This window comes from Flavobacterium sp., assembly GCF_043722275.1.
Taxonomy (GTDB): Bacteria; Bacteroidota; Bacteroidia; order Flavobacteriales; family Flavobacteriaceae; genus Flavobacterium.
Map to the genome: position 1 here is coordinate 1 of NZ_JAYSPC010000165.1, position 17,622 is coordinate 17,622.

General features: G+C 32.7%; 17 protein-coding genes. 9 read left to right on the top strand and 8 right to left on the bottom strand.

Annotated elements, in window-relative coordinates; translation table 11 throughout:
• Together ACHZDT_RS20445 and ACHZDT_RS20450 are read left to right on the top strand one after the other, a co-directional pair.
• Positions 1-481: lysoplasmalogenase (locus ACHZDT_RS20445; RefSeq protein ID WP_394776552.1), on the top strand; the 481-nt coding region annotated here is incomplete at its 5' end.
• A 263-nt stretch (positions 482-744) separates the two neighbouring features.
• On the top strand, positions 745-1,197 hold the full coding sequence (locus ACHZDT_RS20450) for a 2-dehydro-3-deoxyphosphooctonate aldolase (RefSeq protein ID WP_394776553.1): 453 nt from the start codon (positions 745-747) through the stop codon (positions 1,195-1,197).
• A gap of 93 nt (positions 1,198-1,290) precedes the next feature.
• On the opposite strand, the gene ACHZDT_RS20455 is transcribed toward ACHZDT_RS20450, so the two are convergent.
• On the bottom strand, positions 1,291-1,509 hold the full coding sequence (locus ACHZDT_RS20455; protein WP_394776554.1) for a hypothetical protein: 219 nt from the start codon (positions 1,507-1,509) through the stop codon (positions 1,291-1,293).
• A 61-nt stretch (positions 1,510-1,570) separates the two neighbouring features.
• Between ACHZDT_RS20455 and ACHZDT_RS20460 the strand changes: the two genes are divergently transcribed.
• From ACHZDT_RS20460 to ACHZDT_RS20490, 7 genes are all read left to right on the top strand, one after another.
• Positions 1,571-2,035: a hypothetical protein gene (locus tag ACHZDT_RS20460; RefSeq protein WP_394776555.1), complete on the top strand. Its 465-nt coding sequence runs from the start codon at positions 1,571-1,573 to the stop codon at positions 2,033-2,035.
• Positions 2,036-2,441: 406 nt separating this feature from the next.
• Complete coding sequence (locus ACHZDT_RS20465; protein WP_394776556.1) at positions 2,442-3,233, top strand: arylamine N-acetyltransferase; 792 nt, start codon at positions 2,442-2,444, stop codon at positions 3,231-3,233.
• Positions 3,234-3,753: 520 nt separating this feature from the next.
• Positions 3,754-4,572, top strand: coding sequence for a 3-deoxy-8-phosphooctulonate synthase (gene kdsA, locus ACHZDT_RS20470; RefSeq protein WP_394776557.1), 819 nt, complete (start codon positions 3,754-3,756; stop codon positions 4,570-4,572).
• 15 nt (positions 4,573-4,587) lie between these two features.
• Positions 4,588-5,487 (top strand): hypothetical protein, encoded by a 900-nt coding sequence (locus ACHZDT_RS20475; protein ID WP_394776558.1) that lies wholly within the window; start codon positions 4,588-4,590, stop codon positions 5,485-5,487.
• 156 nt (positions 5,488-5,643) lie between these two features.
• Positions 5,644-6,318 (top strand): YiiX family permuted papain-like enzyme, encoded by a 675-nt coding sequence (locus ACHZDT_RS20480; protein ID WP_394776559.1) that lies wholly within the window; start codon positions 5,644-5,646, stop codon positions 6,316-6,318.
• 86 nt (positions 6,319-6,404) lie between these two features.
• On the top strand, positions 6,405-6,857 hold the full coding sequence (locus tag ACHZDT_RS20485) for a hypothetical protein (RefSeq protein ID WP_394776560.1): 453 nt from the start codon (positions 6,405-6,407) through the stop codon (positions 6,855-6,857).
• A 4-nt stretch (positions 6,858-6,861) separates the two neighbouring features.
• Positions 6,862-7,167: a hypothetical protein gene (locus ACHZDT_RS20490; RefSeq protein ID WP_394776561.1), complete on the top strand. Its 306-nt coding sequence runs from the start codon at positions 6,862-6,864 to the stop codon at positions 7,165-7,167.
• Positions 7,168-7,251: 84 nt separating this feature from the next.
• On the opposite strand, the gene ACHZDT_RS20495 is transcribed toward ACHZDT_RS20490, so the two are convergent.
• The 7 genes from ACHZDT_RS20495 to ACHZDT_RS20525 form a co-directional block, all read right to left on the bottom strand.
• Positions 7,252-8,640, bottom strand: coding sequence for a M20/M25/M40 family metallo-hydrolase (locus ACHZDT_RS20495; RefSeq protein WP_394776562.1), 1,389 nt, complete (start codon positions 8,638-8,640; stop codon positions 7,252-7,254).
• 95 nt (positions 8,641-8,735) lie between these two features.
• A complete protein-coding gene (locus ACHZDT_RS20500; protein ID WP_394776563.1) occupies positions 8,736-10,655 on the bottom strand; it encodes a discoidin domain-containing protein in 1,920 nt (639 codons plus the stop codon).
• Between the two features lie 12 nt (positions 10,656-10,667).
• Complete coding sequence (locus ACHZDT_RS20505; RefSeq protein ID WP_394776564.1) at positions 10,668-11,450, bottom strand: glycerophosphodiester phosphodiesterase family protein; 783 nt, start codon at positions 11,448-11,450, stop codon at positions 10,668-10,670.
• Positions 11,451-11,581: 131 nt separating this feature from the next.
• Positions 11,582-13,882: a beta-glucosidase BglX gene (bglX, locus tag ACHZDT_RS20510; protein ID WP_394776565.1), complete on the bottom strand. Its 2,301-nt coding sequence runs from the start codon at positions 13,880-13,882 to the stop codon at positions 11,582-11,584.
• An 88-nt stretch (positions 13,883-13,970) separates the two neighbouring features.
• Complete coding sequence (locus ACHZDT_RS20515; protein ID WP_394776566.1) at positions 13,971-14,684, bottom strand: prolyl oligopeptidase family serine peptidase; 714 nt, start codon at positions 14,682-14,684, stop codon at positions 13,971-13,973.
• Positions 14,685-14,695: 11 nt separating this feature from the next.
• Positions 14,696-16,075, bottom strand: a complete 1,380-nt coding sequence (locus tag ACHZDT_RS20520; protein ID WP_394776567.1) for a glucoamylase family protein — start codon at positions 16,073-16,075, stop codon at positions 14,696-14,698.
• 71 nt (positions 16,076-16,146) lie between these two features.
• Positions 16,147-17,622, bottom strand: a complete 1,476-nt coding sequence (locus ACHZDT_RS20525) for a RagB/SusD family nutrient uptake outer membrane protein (RefSeq protein WP_394776568.1) — start codon at positions 17,620-17,622, stop codon at positions 16,147-16,149.

Genomic DNA, 17,622 nt, shown 5'->3' on the forward strand with positions numbered 1-17,622 from the left:
AATTTTACTTTTTGCTGATATTGCCGAAATCTATTTTATTCTGGGATTAGTCTGTTTTTTAATTGCACATTTAAGTTATTGTGTGCTTTTTAACAAACAAATTTCGGGAGAAATTCATTTTAACAAAGTTCTTTTTGGATTTGGAAGCCTTTTAATTGCAGGCTATTTAATTGGAATGGTTTCTTTTTTGATGCCAAAATTAGGCGAGTTAAAAGTTCCTGTAATTGTTTATGCAGCTGTAATTTCAACCATGCTTTTATTTGCATTTAATGGTTATTTAATTTGGAAAAAACCCGGAGCGTCATATGTTTTTTTAGGCGCTGCAGTATTTGTTCTTTCAGATAGTATTCTGGCAATCAATAAATTTTATACACCAATTGAAAGAAGTTCCTTTTTTATTATGTTAACTTATCTTGTGGCACAATATCTGATTGTAATAGGTATTATTAAATTGAATAAAAAAATTAGCCTCGATGTTTAATTTGTTGCGAAATGGCTCACGGATTAAACTGACAGAACGGATTTTACGCTGATTCTTTTTAATCTTTTTAATCTGTGGCGAAAAAACAATTAAGATATATAGTTAAAACCTATTTATGTTGATTTTTTCTCACGCAGATTTAGCAGATATAGCAAATTTTTTAATCTTTTTATTGCGCTGCTATTGGGTTGCGAAAATAAAATTCAGGGATCGTAGCAAAAAAAAACACAGACACTTTTACATTTGTACCAATATTTTAAATCATGAAAAAAATAGTCCTTTTTATCGTTTTGTTAATTACTGCAACTTCTTGTGTGAGTACAAGATCGACTTTGAAAAATGTCGATGATAACGCGCCGGATTTAGTTTTGAAGAAAGACAATACATTTGTAATTACTCTTTTTAGCAACGATAAAAAATACGGTTTTGATCCGGATTATCCTGTAAATATTTTTTACAAAAACACTAAAGATGAAGCTTTAAACGAAAGTCGGTTTTTGAATGCTTTAGCGGGACCAAACGGAGAAAAAATTACTTTTACACGTTTAGAAACCTGTTGTCCTTTCCCAACTAAAAGAAGCGATATGGGTGCGGGATTTTTGAATGTTTATGAATTAAAATGGGATGGTCAAAAGAAACCTATCAAGCTTTATTTGAATATTTATGAAAAAGGAATTTTGATGGTTCCGATGGGATTGAGTTTGAAAAAGGGATAAGTTTCAATTAGAAACTTTAATAAAAATTAAAACCAACAATTAAATAATGTACGGAACAACGCCTATAATTTTAATTATTCTTCCTTTACTATTTCAAATTATAGTTGGCAGAAAAGCAATTGGCGAAACAATATCATTAACATTTCGAACTGTTTGTTTTATTAGCTTTATCTCGCAAGTAGCATTATCTCTAATAGCTTTTTCTGTTGCCACATATAATTTTAATAAATTTTTAGAGCAAAATCCAGACTCTGTTAGATGCGGTATGGGATTTCTTGGTCTTATTTCGTTGTCTTTTATCTTAACTTTCATTTTAATAATTGTTATGATTATCCAATACTTCATTAAAAGATCTTACGAAAAGTAAATAATTATGATCAAAACCAAAACGTCATTTATAATTTTCAGCATTTTATCTGCTTTTACTTTTCCGTATTTGTCTTTATTGACTTCTTTAAGTTCAGATTATTTTTCTGCATTTATCTCAATTTGGAATACTACTATATATTCCTTTATTCCTGCTTTCATTAAATTTCTAATTTTAATAATAATCACATTTTTGTATTGGAAACTTTCAACAATTACATTTGAAATAAATCGAAAAAAGTTCTTTACACATTTACTTCTAAGCATTCCGGGAGTATTATTTAGTAACATCAGCGTTTATAAATTACTTAACTTTCATTCTTTTGATTCTGATAGTTTTCTGACTCAAATTCAAACTGTAATTTTCATAAATACTTTTATCAATATTCTATTTCTTTTCGAACAAATTTTGTTTGTTGTATATTATATAAAATACACAAAAACTGCTAATGTATTAGATCCTAAAACTTAATAAGCCAAAAGATTATCAAACTAATAATGAATTTAATTCACGTAATATAATGTGCGAAAAATTGCACTTGAACTTTACGACGTTTAGTTCAGGTTGAAAAAGAAAAAGTAGAATATTTAGAAAAATTACTAAAAGAAAAATAATATTTCGCTAAAGAGAATTTCATAAAAATGCGAAAATATCATTTGACTTTCCGCATTTTTTTATGGCTTTATATTCGTATTGCTAATTTGCAATGATTCAATTCCGGAAACTTATACATCATAAATTAAATATTTTCTTTTAAGATTCAATATGATTTTTGCAGAGCCACTTGATAAAGCCCCTGAAAAATAAGTTAAATTAAATCTTTACTTATATAATTGTTTTAATTTTGATTGTAGTGATAAAATACAAAAAAATTAAAATGGAACAATCAAAGAACAACTATAAAATTGAAGCTTCAAGTTTTGATTTACACCAATATTTAAAGAGAATCAATTTTGAGGGAGAAATTAAATTGAGTCTGGAAGGCATAAAAAAATTGATGCAAAGCCAAATATTTAATGTGCCTTTTGAAAATATTGATGTTCAGGCGGGTAAAGTGATCTCTTTAATTGGTGATGATATTGTAAACCAAATTGTGCATAAAAATCGTGGCGGATATTGCTATCAAATTAATGGCATATTTTCGTTAATGCTTCAGGAAATTGGTGTTCCGCATTATTATATTGCGGTACGCCCCTTGGTTAATCCAGGTCAAAATGCTAAAACACATTTGGCAATAATTGCTACAATCGAAAATGAAGAATATCTGATTGATTTGGGATTTGGAGGTAACAGCATCCGAGAACCTTTAAAACTGAATGAAATTGAAACTGAAATTATGCAGGATTCTGAAACTTTCACTTTGGTAAAAACCGAAGAAGACGAGTATTTACTCCAATTAAAAATTGGCAAAGAATGGTCTAATTTATATTCGTTTGATTTGAATCCGCAACGTTGGATTGATTTTAAACCTGCTAATCATTATAATTACTCACATCCGGATTCTTTTTTTACTCAAAATTTAATTGTTGTTTTACAGAATCCTTTGGGCAAAAAAATATTATTTAAAAATTCAATCAAATCAGTCACAAACGGGATTACTGAAATTATTTCTTTTGAAGACAATCAATTGGATACTATTTTGGAAACAGAATTTAATTTGAAGGTATAATTTAATAAACTGTTTTAAAGGAACTATTTAAATTAAACCCATAATTCTACTACGGTTTTAGCCCAATGTAATTAAGTTAAGCTTTAAAAAAAAATCTCGCAAAGACGCTAAGACGCAAAGTTTAAACACAATATTGTCATTTCGACGGAGGAGAAATCTCCGCGAGAAGCTCGACAAAGATTGATTTGCGGCGCGGAGTTACTTACGGAGATTTCTCCTGCGTCGAAATGACAAACTTTTCCGATTTTGCGAGAGATTTATTCGGCATCACATTATTGATTTTTCGTTAATTATGACATTGACTTCTAGCCCTGATAGCAACGGAAATCATTTTTTGAGAAAGCCTGTTTTTTCTGGTTTTTACAGAGCGACCGGAGGAAGCTCCTGTAAAGACCAAGAAAAAAAGGGTTTAGAGAAAAATATTGTAGTGAATAGCGGGATTAGCTTCTTAAAATAATCTTAAATCTTCATGTGCTATTCATAAATCATAACTACCTTTGCACTGTCAAAAAATCATATTATGAACATACAACATATTCCACAAATTAAGCATACTGAAAGCGGGAATTTCTTTTTATTGGCGGGACCTTGCGCCATTGAAGGAGAGGAAATGGCTTTAAGAATTGCTGAAAAATTAGTTGGTATTACCGACAAACTTCAGATTCCTTATGTATTTAAAGGATCGTTTAAAAAAGCCAATCGTTCGAGAATCGATAGTTTCTCTGGAATTGGTGATGAAAAAGCATTAAAAATTTTAAGAAAAGTTTCTGAAACTTTTCACGTTCCTACTGTAACTGATATTCATACAAATGAAGATGCAGATATGGCTGCACAATACGTTGACGTTTTGCAAATTCCTGCATTTTTAGTTCGTCAGACTGATCTTGTTATGGCTGCGGCTAATACGGGAAAAGTGGTGAATTTGAAAAAAGGGCAATTTATGAGTCCTGAAAGCATGAAACACGCTGTACAAAAGGTTCTTGACTGCCATAACGAAAATGTGATGGTTACAGACCGTGGCTCAATGTTTGGTTATCAGGACATGATTGTTGATTTTAGAGGAATTCCTACTATGCAACAATATGCATCGACGGTGCTGGATGTTACGCACTCGCTGCAACAACCTAACCAAACTGCTGGTGTTACTGGTGGAAGACCTGATATGATTGAAACTGTTGCCAAAGCGGGTATTGCTGTGGGTGTTGACGGTATTTTTATCGAAACTCATTTTGATCCTGCAAATGCAAAAAGTGATGGTGCGAACATGTTACATTTAGACTATTTTGAAGGTCTGATGACTAAATTGGTTGCCATTAGAAAAACAGTTAACTCATTTTAATTTTATAATCAATAATTGAAAAATAAATTTTTATTCTTGCCTTTCTTCTTAATCTGTTTCGCTGTAAACACATTTGCTCAGGAAGAAATTGCAATACAAGATAAATATACAGCACACAATAAAGGAAAGTTCTTTGTTTCATGGGGTGGTAATAGAGATAGTTACACTAAATCTGATGTTAACTTTAGAGGAAAAGATTACAACTTTACAGTAGCAGACATGAAAGCGCATGATAAACCAAAAGGATATCATATTGATTATATAAATCCGGCTAACATGACGATTCCTCAGACTAATTTTAGAATGGGATATTTCATTAACGATCATTATAGCGTTTCTATTGGTTGGGACCACATGAAATATGTGATGACCCAAAATCAAACGGCTAATGTTACTGGTAATATTAATTTACCTGTTGATCAGTCTGGATCTATTTACAACGGAGTTTATAATAATACACCTGTAGATATGTCTCAAGGTGGTGCTCAGGAAGGTGGTAATTCAGAAACTAATACTGCTTTTTTAATGTATGAACATACAGATGGTTTAAACTACATTAATACTGAGGTTTCACGACATGATGATATTTCGAAATTATTTAATTTACCAAATACTGATAAATTTCAGATCAATTTAACTGAAGGTTTAGGTGCAGGACTTTTATATCCTAAAACTAATACAACTCTTCTAGGAAAAGAACGTCACGATGATTTTCATGTTTCCGGTTATGGTTTATCTGCAAAAGCGGGTATTAACTTTACCTTTTTCAAGTACTTCTACTTGCAAGGCGAGCTAAAAGGTGGTTATATTAACATGCAGGATATTAGAACTACTCAAAGTAATGATGATAAAGCTTCACAGGACTTTTTCTTTTTTCAAAGAATTATTGCTGTAGGTGGAATTTTTAGAATTTAATCTATTACAAAAAAATATATTAAAAATAGCTGTCATTTATTTGGCAGCTATTTTTTTTATTATTTACTTTGTAATTCAAAGTTCTTTTAATACATTTGAAAAAGAATATTTGACGTAAAGCTTAATAAAGTACTTTTAGCATTCAATTATAAAAACATGAAAAAACAAAAATACCTGTTTCTGGGAATAACATTCCTTCTGAGTTTTGGATTTGCTTTATTTGTAGCCATGTCGGTTTTTCCGAATAATCCATTTTCGAAAAGAAAAACAGAAAATACGATTGAAAGCAAACTGAAAGATGGTGATATTATCTTGCAGACTTCTCAATCTGCACAATGTGAAGCTGTCAGAATTGCTACAAATTCGAAATTTTCGCATTGTGGAATAATTTATAACGTAAACGGAAACTGGTTTGTATTTGAAGCGGTTCAACCGGTAAAACTTACTCCGTTTGAAGACTGGATCAAACACGGAAAAGACAATAAATATGTTGTGAAACGATTAATTGATGACAAGGTTTTGACTCCTGAAGTTTTGCAAAAGATGAAGGATTACAGTCAGCAATTTGATGGGAAGGAATACGATGCGTATTTTGAATGGACGGATACAAAGATATATTGCTCTGAACTTGTCTGGAAAATATATAAAAATGCGGCTGGTATTGAACTTTCAAAATTAAGATATTTAAAAGACTTTAATTTAAGTGATGCAAGGGTTCAAAAAATATTAAAGGAACGATATGGTAATGAAATTCCGCTTGACGAAAAAGTCGTTGCTCCTGTTGATCTTGCCAATTCTAAAGTATTAAAAACAATAATAGACAACTATTAACAAAATGATTAAAAGCTAATGCACATATATTAGCTTTTTTCTTTAATAATTTACTTTGAAATTCAAAGAACTTTTAAAAAATAATTATGAAAGATTATTGTATCGAAAAATTGTATGAGTGCAGCAAAAAGCCTTATCAAAAATATTTTAAAAAAAATGAACCCTGGAAAATCAACAAGGACGAATTGCTGAATTATCCTGAAGGCAGTTTGGGATTTGGATTAGGAAATTTTCTATACAATAATCATTTTGATATTCAGGAAAAACTGGAAGATCACGATATTATTCATGTGCTGACTAATACGGGAATTTCTGTAATTGAAGAAATAGGAATGCAATATTACCTTTTAGGAAACGGAAAGAAGAGTTTGTATTTGTTTCTGGTTATTGCGTCCGGTACAATCTTTTATCCAAAACAAATGAAATATTTTATACAACAATATAAAAAAGGAAAAGAGGCACTTACATTCTATTATCTGGATTTTTCGAAAATGCTTTTTATGCCCATTCACTCTATTCAACAATCTTTTAAAATTTAAATTTATGAAAACGATTCAAGACAAAACTTTTAAAGAAAAACAATATGCGGAGTTAGCCATTGGCACTTTTGTAATCAGTACTTTTTTGTTTATACTTTATATCATTTCAAACGAAAGTCCAAATATTTTGGTTATTGCGTGGCCGTTTGCTCTTTCAGGTATTGCGTTAAATAGTATCATGCTTACTCATTTAGCCGACAGATTTATTCATTTACCGGAATATAGAAAAGATATCGCATTTAAAATCTTAATTTTACTTTCTAATATTCCGATAACATTTTTGTATTATTTAGTCGTGATGAAGCTTTAAATAAAACTATTGTGAAAGTATTCAAACAAAAAAAAGCTACAAGTATAAACTCATAGCTTTTAGATATTTTTTATTGTGGGAAATTTAATTCGCCGTTGGCGTTATAATTCCGGTTTGATCCATTAAATAAATTAATGAAGTCATTGTTGCAGCACCAAGTTCAAGTTCTCTTTTGTTAACCGCATCAAATTTGTCGTTTGCAGCATGATGATAATCAAAATAGCGTTGTGAATCTGGTTTCAATCCTGCTTTTACAATTGCTTTAGATGTTAAATGACCAATATCTGAACCTGCGTGTCCTATTGTAAAACTATGAACTAAATATGGCTCGAAAAGGTCTTTGAAATCTTTGATTTTTTTATAATTTGCATCGTCAGCTTCTATAGAAAATCCTCTTGGAGTAAATCCGCCTGAATCACTTTCTAAAGCAAAAATATGGTTTTCATTATTTTGTTTGGAAACTTCTTCATATTTCGCTCCTCCTTTTCCGCCATTTTCTTCGTTCATGAATAAAACAACACGAATGGTATTTTTTGGTTTGTAGTTTAAGTTTTTAAGAATACGAATTACTTCCATACTTTGCACCACTCCTGCTCCATCATCTTGAGAACCATCGGCTAAATCCCACGAATCTAAGTGTCCGCCAACAACCATAATGTTTGATGGAGTAACGGTTCCTGTTAATTCTCCAATTACATTATGTGATAAAACATCCGGCAAAGTCTCACAAGATTGTTTGAAATAGAATTTTAAAGCCGGATTAGCTTTTAAAGTTTTACTTAATAATTCAGCTCCATTTGTACTAATTGCAGCTGTTGGAATATATTGCTCTTTTGGTAAATCGCCATAACTTTGAGCTCCAGCATGAGGAAAATCGTCTAAACGTAAATTCATTGAACGAACAATTGATCCTACAGCGCCTAATTTTGCTGCTTCTTTTGCTCCGGCAAATCTTTGATCTACACAAGCTCCGTAGGAAACAAATGTTTCGACATTTTCAGGATTCATTGGTCTGTTAAAAAACACAATTTTACCTTTTACCTTATCTCCTAATGTCTTTAATTCTTCAATTCCCTGTACTTCGATAATCTCTGCTGTAAGTCCCGTTTTTGGCGTTGCAACTGATCCACCTAACGCACAAATTGGAATATTGGTTTTTACTTTTCCGTCTAAAATATAGGCTGTTTCTTTTTCACCACGAACCCAATGCGGAACCATAACTTCCTGTAAATATACTTTATCAAGTCCTAATGCATCAAGTTGTCTTTTAGTATATTGTACCGCTTCGGCAGCAGTTGCAGAACCTGATAAACGGCTTCCGATATCATTGGATAAATATTCTAACCAAGTATAACATTTAGCCTCGGTTAATGCTTTTTTATAGAATAATTTAATGTTTTTTTCATCATTTGATTGGGCAGAAGATGCCAATCCGCTTAAAACTAAAGCAGTTAAAAGAATCGTTTTTTTCATATGGTTTATAGCATTTTGGGTTGTCAGGCAAAGGAACAAAATTCTTAAGAACTGGAACTAGTTTTATTTAACGATTTCTAAAAATATTATTAAAATTAATTTACTTCGATTAACTCGTTTTTTGTGCTAATTCCATTCTCATTAAAAGCTTCGATTGTAAAATAATACTTTGTTCCTTTATCTAAACCCCTAAAATCATATGAAGTTTCATCATAGACCATAATTGTATTGTATAATTTATCTGGTGTGATTCCGTAATAAATATTATAACCAATTGCGTCAGTTTGTTTTTTCCATGAAATCATTGCGTTACGAGAATCTGATGCATTTCTGTTTACTTTAAAATCTAAAACTGGCGTTGGTTTTTCAGCCAATCCATTTCCAAAAACTCTAAAATCTGAAATAGCAAACAATCCAGATGCATTATGAATATTTTCCATTTTGATGTAACGCGCTTTAATTGCTTTTGTTAATTCTACATAATCATGCGGAACATCTTTTGCATTTTTAGATTTATCAACGACTAATTTCCAATTTACAGCATCATCAGACATGTATATTTTATATTGATAATAAATATCCATTGCCTTATTATATTGCGTTGCTTTATGATCTGCATAATTAATTTGTAATGCATTTATTTGCATTTGTTTCCCTAAATCCAGTTGCAGCCATTCTCCGGGATTCGCTGTTTTTGCTGACCAATAGGTTTGAATATTTTCATCGGTTAAATTCGCCGCTCCATAACAAAATTTCTCGTATACTTTTTTACCGCCGTTGTCAACTCTGTGCGTTTCAACTTCCATACATTCTTCTGATGAAGAAACTGTAACGGGCTTTTTATACGAAAGTAACATCCATCCTGATGAAGCTCCTTTTTCCTGATTTCGTTTTTTGGTTGGTAACATTATTGGAAAATCTCCGTAAGAAGTAATCGAATACATGACATCATCTTTATCAAATCCGGCAGGAAACATATCAATACGACGCTCAAAACGATCTTTTATCGAGATTTTACACGTTCCGGTATTCCAATAATTTCCATAATTATCTGCAAAAGTATTTCCGTGTCCGGCTCCAATTACAAATCCTCCCGGTTTATACGACATTGGATTGTGTTTTTGATATGTAAATGGCCCTAACGGACTATTACCAACATGAACTCCATTTGCGTAGCCTTTGTATTCCGTTGCCGGCGCTCCATATTGCATGTAATATTTACCGTTGTGTTTGGTCATCCACGCACCTTCAATAAAATTTCCCCAAGGCGCAGGTTCCATATCATTATTTGGTCCAAAACGTTCCCAACCGTGAGATGCAGGATCTAAACCTACAACTTCTTTTATTTGACCATACGGACGCTGAATATCTTCAACTTCTGTGGCTTTATAAAGTTTTTCGTAATCTGCCTGATTTCCTTTCGGAAGCCATGTTTTGTAATCTACTTCAACGCCTACAAGTGGTAATTTTCCGCTTGAACCGTAATACATATATACTTTTTTATCATCGTCCTGAAAAATCGCAGGATCCCATGTAGGAAGCATTGCTTTACCAACATGTCTTAACCATTGTCCTGATTTTGGATCGGCAGTTTTCCAGATAGGATGATCTCTTTTCCAGGTTGAACCTACATAAAATAAAGTATCGTTTACCACCCACGCAGCCGGAGCGCATTGATCGTCATCGGCTGGTTTTCTTTGAAAACTTCCATAAACAAATTTCCAGTCAGACATGTCTTTACTCCAGAAATATCCAGCCTGATTTGTAGCAAATAAATAATATTCACCTTTAAAAGTAATAATCACAGGATCTGCACTTGAACGACGGGATTCTGGAATACCATTATGGTTTTCAATAGTATAATTGTAACCAATATTAACTGGATTACAATAAGTTGATGCTTTTTTATTCGGGTCAAACCATTCAGTTTTACCAGGAATATTCGTTTTTTGTGCAATTGTATTATTACACAAAAACAAAAGCAGTAAAAGCGGTATTGAAATTAGTTTATACATTTTTTTCTATTTTTATTTTTTGTTCTTTATTCTTTGAATCAACAATTCAGGTTCGTTTGTTGTGATATAATCAAAGTTATTTTCAACAATCCAATCCATAATATCAGCATCATTTACTGTCCAGACATTTAGCGTAATATTGTTTTCTTTTGCTTCTTTTATCCATTCAGGATGTTTTTGAAAAACGGAATAATGAAAATCAACACCTGAAATATGATCTGATTTTACTTCTTTTGGAGATTTATTCCCTTCCAGATATTGCAAAGAAGTTACTTTATCAATCTCTCGGATTTGTTTTAAAATCTCATAATCAAAACTGATATATGAAGTTATTTTCTCCGCTTTAAGTTTTTTGATGGTTTCTACGGTTTTTAAAGCTGTCAGTTTTCCTCTTTCTTTACTTATTTCCGAAGGCTTAATTTCACAGACTAAAAGTGTGTGTTTATTATTCTTTTTTCCTTCTGAAATATACTCGTGTAAAGTTGGAAGCTTTTCTCCGTTTGAAAGTTTAAATTTTATTAAGTCGGCATAATTCGTTTCCTCAATAAGTAACTTATTATAATGCGCATCGTGATTGATTATAAGTGAATCATCGGTGGTTCTCCAAACATCAAATTCTGACCCGGCAAGTTTTAAATCAATAGCGTGTCGAAGTGAAGCTATTGAATTTTCTGGTAAATTATTTTTTTTCCATGCGCCTCGATGCGCTACAACTGTATTTTTTTTGACATTGCATGAAGTGAAAACGATTGTAATCATCAAAAGAAATACAGAGAATATTTTGATTGAATTCATTTTGTAAAAATTAAGATTGATATATTTTTCAGGATTAGTAAATATTGAATTTACCTACAAATCACAGACTAAAAGCTAAAAAAAAGCCCTCTGTAACCAACACGAAGGGCAATCAATAATCAATAAACCAACTATTTAGTTAACTCAAAACTAACTTTCTTATCGGCATTTGAATTTCCTCCAACGAAAATATCAAACTGTCCAGGTTCTGCTACAAATTGTAAATCAGAATTATAAAATTTTAAATCTTCAACTGTGATATCAAAAGTCACGGTTTGTTTCTCCCCTTTTTTAAGGGTTATTTTTTGGAAATTTTTCAGTTCTCTAACCGGTCTTGTAACGGAGCCTATTAAATCTCTAATATATAATTGAACCGTTTCTTTACCATCATAGTTTCCTGTATTGGCAACATCAACTGTAACTTTTAATTTTCCGTTTGTATTCATTTTATCAGATGAAATTTTCAGGTTTGAATATTCAAAAGAAGTATAACTTAAACCAAATCCAAATGGGAATAATGGTTCGTTTCTTTCGTCGATATAATTAGATCTGAATTTTTCGAATTTACCTTCTGTGTTTGAAAGTGGTCTTCCTGTATTTTTGTGTGCATAATAAATGGGCAGCTGACCAACGCTTCTTGGAAAAGTTGAAGTCAATTTTCCTGAAGGATTTACATCTCCAAATAAAACATCTGCAATAGCATAACCTGCTTCACTACCTGCAAACCAAACATTTAAAATTGCGGGAACTGTTTCGTTTTCATCCTTAATTACTAACGGACGACCGTCAAATAAAACTAAAACAACTGGTTTTCCTGTTTTTAGTAATGCATTCAATAAATCTTTTTGAGCTTGTGGAATTTCTAAATTTGTACGGCTGCTTGATTCTCCGCTCATTTCGGCAGATTCTCCAAGAGCTGCAACAATTACATCGGACTGATTGGCTATTTTTAAAGCTTCTGCCAATAATTCTTCTTTTGAACGCGCATCGCGGTGCAAGGTTTTACCAAACATTGTTGCGTTAGTTTCAAAAGTTTCATCATAATCTAAATTGCTTCCTTTTGCATATAATATTTCTGTTGAAGCTCCTGCTACTTCTTTGATTCCTGCTAAAAGCGAAATCGCATTCTCCATTTTTGTAGCAACACTCCAGGTTCCAGGCATGTTTTCTTTGGCATCAGCCAATGGTCCGATTAAAGCAATTGTTCCTGATTTTTTAAGAGGCAATACCTGATTTTGATTTTTTAATAAAACCAGTGATTGTGCTGAAATTGATCTTGCTTCTTTTCTGCTGCTTGCTGTAAAGATTTCGGTTTTTGCTCTTTTTTCATCACAATATTTATAAGGATCTTCAAATAATCCTAAATCATATTTTGCTTCTAAAATAAGTTTAACAGCATTATCGATTGTTTCGAGAGTTACTTTTTTCTCATCCAAAGATTTTTTCAAAGTTCCAAGGAAACCTTCTCCAACCATATCCATTTCGACACCGGCATTTAGAGATAAAGCAGAAACTGCTTGTAAATCACCCATTCCGTGTTCGATCATTTCAGGAATTCCTGTAAAATCAGTTACAACGAAACCTTTAAATCCCCATTGTTTTCTTAAAACATCTGTCATTAACCATTTGTTTCCTGTTGCAGGGATTCCGTCAACTTCATTAAAAGATGCCATTACAGATCCTACACCTGCATCAACAGCGGCTTTGTAAGGGGGAAAATAATCATTGAACATTCTGATATGACTCATGTCAACTGTATTGTAATCACGACCTGCTTCCGGCGCACCATATAAAGCAAAGTGTTTTACACATGCCATAATCGAATTATTTTTAGATAAATCGTGTTGTTGGTATCCATTAACCATTGCAGTTGCAATTCGGCTTCCTAAATATGGATCTTCACCTGAACCTTCAGAAACTCTTCCCCAACGAGGATCACGAGAAACGTCAACCATAGGCGAAAATGTCCAGTTAATACCGTCAGCACTTGCTTCCTGAGCAGCGATTTGGGCACTTCTTTCAATTAATCCCATATCCCATGTACAAGATAATCCTAACGGAATTGGGAATGTTGTTTCGTAACCGTGAATAACGTCCATTCCAAAAATCAACGGAATTTTTAAACGGCTTTTTTCAACAGCAATTTTTTGTACTTCTCTAATTTTTTGAACCGATTTAATATTGAATAAACCTCCAACTTTACCTTCAGCAATTTTTGTAGCCACGTCAGAACTGTTTGCCTGACCTGTCGTAATATCTCCAGAAGTTGGTAAATTAAGCTGCCCTAATTTTTCCTCTAATGTCATTTTCGAAAATAATTCTGCTACAAACTCTGATCTTGGTTTAATTTTTACTGTATTCTTAGTATTCTTTTTCTGGGCAAACCCCAAAACAGCGCATCCTAAAAATAGTAAGACTAATTTGTTTTTCATGTGTATTTAATATTTGTATTTTTAATGGAACATGAAATCGCTTTTCTTCATTCTGTTTATGACTTGGAATCGTTGCGATTTCATTCTATTATTTATTTGTTTTTGTTTTTATCTGTTTAAACATCCAGTCATAAATTTCAGGATTTTCATAAACTCTTGTCCAGCTGTCGTGACCCGCATCATCAAAAATGGTCAATTGAACGTCTTTGGCGTTGCATTTTTTTAGTTCTTTATAAATTGTAATTGCATAATCTACCTTTACAACATCATCTAACAAACCATGAAAAATTCTCGTTGGAATATTGGCAATTTTACATGAACTTTCCAGGGCTATCAAATCAACAAAACCTGAAATAGGAACTATTGCTGCAAACTTGTCCGGATAGGTTAATGCTAAATTCCACGCTGCCCAACCGCCTGAACTTAAACCTGTCACATAAATTCTGTTTGAATCTATATTATTCTCTTTTTGAATTTTTAATATCAATTCATTAATGGATTCAATATCCCAATTTTCATTTTCTTTGCATTGCGGCGCTAAAACATAAGCATCTAATTGATGTGTTTTAAGATATTTTAAAGGACCATTAATTTTTACTTTTTCAATGTCTGTCCCTTTTTCACCATCGCCTGAAATAAAAACTATTAATGGCTTTTTATCTTTTGTATTCGCCGGTTTGTGTAATGCATAACCCAATTCATGTTTTACTACGAATTCAGTTTTAATTGTTCCGGTTGTTTCAGTTTGTGCAAAACCTATTACCGAAAAAAGGAACATTATGAAGGTTAATTTGTTTTTCATTTTAGAACTTATTAGAAACCGTATTTACCAGATTTAAATCCAAGTTTTATTAATCCTTGCTTTACTTCCGGAGCATTCATAAATAATTTCCATAATAAACCTGTGCGATAATTTTCGATCATGACAACTTCAGGTCCCTGATCAATTGCCAAATAACGTTTTGCTACCCAGTTATTATTTCCTAAACTTAAGGCATCATAAAAACCTGCTTCTCCCCAAGTAACTTCTTTATGATTATCATAAAGATTTCTTATCAAAGCCATCGATTCTTTTGGTGTATATACAATTGAACTTATTGCGGCAGTTGGCGAAATTACCTGCTGATCGTTACTTGGCATATGAGCATTATATCCTATTGATCCATCAGAATTTCTGGAATAAGATGCTGATAAACCCCAATAATCAGGTCCGTAACCTTTAACTTTATTTGGATTTTGAACGCAATATTCGTAATTGATTTTTGTTTGATTTACATTCAAATCCCAATAATTGGCATATTTATCTGTTAATTGATTTGGATCAAGTCCAACGTAAGAATAATGCGCCCAGAATAATGGTCCGCCAAATTCTTCTGCGCCATTGTGTTTTAGAATTAACGGAATGTTATATTTTGTTTTTGGAGAAACAATTTTACCATTTCTCGCCCATCCTTCGTGATACACTTTTGGATCTATTGTATGTGTTGGCGATGATGCTGCCAAAACGTACGTAATCAGACATTCGTTATATCCCTCAAGCAGAAAATTCATTTGCCAGTCGTATGTTGGCGACCAATGCCAATACAATACATTTTTTTTGTTTGTATACCATTGCCAGTCAACTCCTTTCCAAAGTGCATCATATTTTTGAGCTACAGCTTTCTCATTCTCAGAACCGTCTTTTAGATATTCGCGAACAGTAATGATTCCTGCAACCAAAAATGACGTTTCGACTAAGTCGCCACCATTATCCTTGGTTCCAAAAGGCTTTACTTTTCCGGTATTTCCGTCTATCCAATGTGACCATGCTCCGTGAAAACGATCTGCTTTGCCTAAAAAGTCAGCAATTTTGTTCAGTCTTTCAACTCCTTTTTCTTTTGTAACATATCCTTGTGACATTCCTGAAACAATTGCCATTAATCCAAAACCTGAACCTCCGGTTGTTACTATGTTTGCATCATTGTCCGGGTAAATTCCATCCGGATGAAAACGTTCTCTTGCTAATCCAGAATTTGGTTCAGCATAATCCCAAAAATATTTAAATGTCTGTTTTTGAACAGTTGCTAAAAGTTGTTCATCTGTCAATTTTACTGTAGTAACATTTTTTTCTCCTTCATTTTCTTTTGATTTATCCGAATTACCTCCGCAACCAAAAAAACTAAAAACTAATAATAAAACTGAAATTCTAACCATTATAAAAAATTTAAAAACAATTAATAAAAATCACTCCCTCCTAAATTGAAAGGAGTGATTTTAAACTTTAACTAGTAACCAGGGTTTTGTTCTGACATACCGTTAGCTTGTATTATGAATGTTGCCGGAATTGGGAACAATTCATTTTTACCTTCTGTAAATGTTCTTCCGTTAGGGAAAAACTCATTTTTATCAGCAGCAAAAGCAGCTTTAGCTTGTCCTGTTCTTACTAAATCGAAGAATCTGTCAAACTCAAAAGCTAATTCAACTCTTCTTTCTTTCCAGATTGCAGTTCTAACTGCTGCCTGAGAAGTTGCAGGAGTATCTCCTAATCCCGCTCTGTGTCTGATTTCATTCAATAATGGAATAGCCTGAGGAGTTTGCCCTAATTCATTTAAAGCTTCAGCTTTCATCAATAATACTTCACCATATCTCAAATATTTGATGTTTGCATCAGTTTCCCATGCATCTGTGAAAGAGGAAGAATAGGCTTTGAAATTGTACATGGCATTTTCTACTGTTGCCGGAACTACTCTTCCATCATATAAAGTTGAATTTCTGAAAATAATTGTAGCATCTTTTCTAACATCACCAGCTTCATAAGCATCTAGCAAACTTTGTGACGGAGTATTGAATCCCCATCCCCATCCACCGGCACCACGAGCACCCTGAACGTTTGAATATCCCTGAATACCTCTTGTTGGTACTGCACCATGTCCGTTAATTTCGAACAAAGATTCAACATCATTTTCACCTTCTAATCTAAACATTTTAGCATAGCTGGGGTTTAATGCATATCCTGTGATCTTATTACAGTTGTCAACTACTTGTTGCCATTTCTTTTGGTACAAACTAACTTTAGCTAATAAAGCATAAGCAGCACCTACTGAAGCTCTTTCTTTTTCGTCAGCTGAGTAAACAGATTTGTTTGGCAAAACTGCAATTGCATCAGCTAAATCTTTTTCGATAAAAGCGTATACTTCAGCAACTGGTTTACGGGTAAGCAACATTTTTTTATCCTCTTCAGAAGTAGGACTTTGTAAATGATCTACAATAGGAACTCCTCCGTAACATTTCACTAAAGTAAAGTACATGAACGCTCTTAAAAACTTTGCTTCTCCCATTAATCTATCTCTTAAAGCCGGATCAGCTTTATCTAATTTTGGGATAATACTTAAAGCTTGATTACATCTGTTAATACCATCATAATGAGCAACAAAATTACTTTCGGCAGATGGATTTGATGAATTATAAGTTAATGCATCCAGAACATCTTTATCTGTTCCTCCATCTCCTGGTGATGATCCTTTATCAGCATCATCAGATGTAATACTTGCTAATCCTATCCAACCAAATGAACTCATGTCCCAATCAAGAAACTTGCTGTAAATTGAAGTTACAAAGCTTTTTGCACCACCGTCACTGTTATATAATTCGACATCACTTGTAGGGATCGCCTGCGTAGGATTAACATCTAAAAAGTCGTCCTGGCAAGCTGTAAAAAACAATGCTGACAATACAAACATTGATATATATATCTTTTTCAT

Excerpts from the sequence above, each read along its gene's own strand:
- ACHZDT_RS20450 (WP_394776553.1), top strand. The coding sequence starts at position 745 with ATGAAAAAAATAGTCCTTTTTATCGTTTTGTTAATTACTGCAACTTCT.
- bglX (WP_394776565.1), bottom strand. The coding sequence starts at position 13,882 with ATGAAAAACAAATTAGTCTTACTATTTTTAGGATGCGCTGTTTTGGGG.
- ACHZDT_RS20525 (WP_394776568.1), bottom strand. The coding sequence starts at position 17,622 with ATGAAAAAGATATATATATCAATGTTTGTATTGTCAGCATTGTTTTTT.
- ACHZDT_RS20520 (WP_394776567.1), bottom strand. The coding sequence starts at position 16,075 with ATGGTTAGAATTTCAGTTTTATTATTAGTTTTTAGTTTTTTTGGTTGC.
- ACHZDT_RS20495 (WP_394776562.1), bottom strand. The coding sequence starts at position 8,640 with ATGAAAAAAACGATTCTTTTAACTGCTTTAGTTTTAAGCGGATTGGCA.
- ACHZDT_RS20500 (WP_394776563.1), bottom strand. The coding sequence starts at position 10,655 with ATGTATAAACTAATTTCAATACCGCTTTTACTGCTTTTGTTTTTGTGT.
- ACHZDT_RS20480 (WP_394776559.1), top strand. The coding sequence starts at position 5,644 with ATGAAAAAACAAAAATACCTGTTTCTGGGAATAACATTCCTTCTGAGT.
- ACHZDT_RS20455 (WP_394776554.1), bottom strand. The coding sequence starts at position 1,509 with ATGAAAGTTAAGATAAAAGACAACGAAATAAGACCAAGAAATCCCATA.
- ACHZDT_RS20515 (WP_394776566.1), bottom strand. The coding sequence starts at position 14,684 with ATGAAAAACAAATTAACCTTCATAATGTTCCTTTTTTCGGTAATAGGT.
- ACHZDT_RS20460 (WP_394776555.1), top strand. The coding sequence starts at position 1,571 with ATGATCAAAACCAAAACGTCATTTATAATTTTCAGCATTTTATCTGCT.
- kdsA (WP_394776557.1), top strand. The coding sequence starts at position 3,754 with ATGAACATACAACATATTCCACAAATTAAGCATACTGAAAGCGGGAAT.
- ACHZDT_RS20505 (WP_394776564.1), bottom strand. The coding sequence starts at position 11,450 with ATGAATTCAATCAAAATATTCTCTGTATTTCTTTTGATGATTACAATC.
- ACHZDT_RS20465 (WP_394776556.1), top strand. The coding sequence starts at position 2,442 with ATGGAACAATCAAAGAACAACTATAAAATTGAAGCTTCAAGTTTTGAT.
- ACHZDT_RS20485 (WP_394776560.1), top strand. The coding sequence starts at position 6,405 with ATGAAAGATTATTGTATCGAAAAATTGTATGAGTGCAGCAAAAAGCCT.
- ACHZDT_RS20490 (WP_394776561.1), top strand. The coding sequence starts at position 6,862 with ATGAAAACGATTCAAGACAAAACTTTTAAAGAAAAACAATATGCGGAG.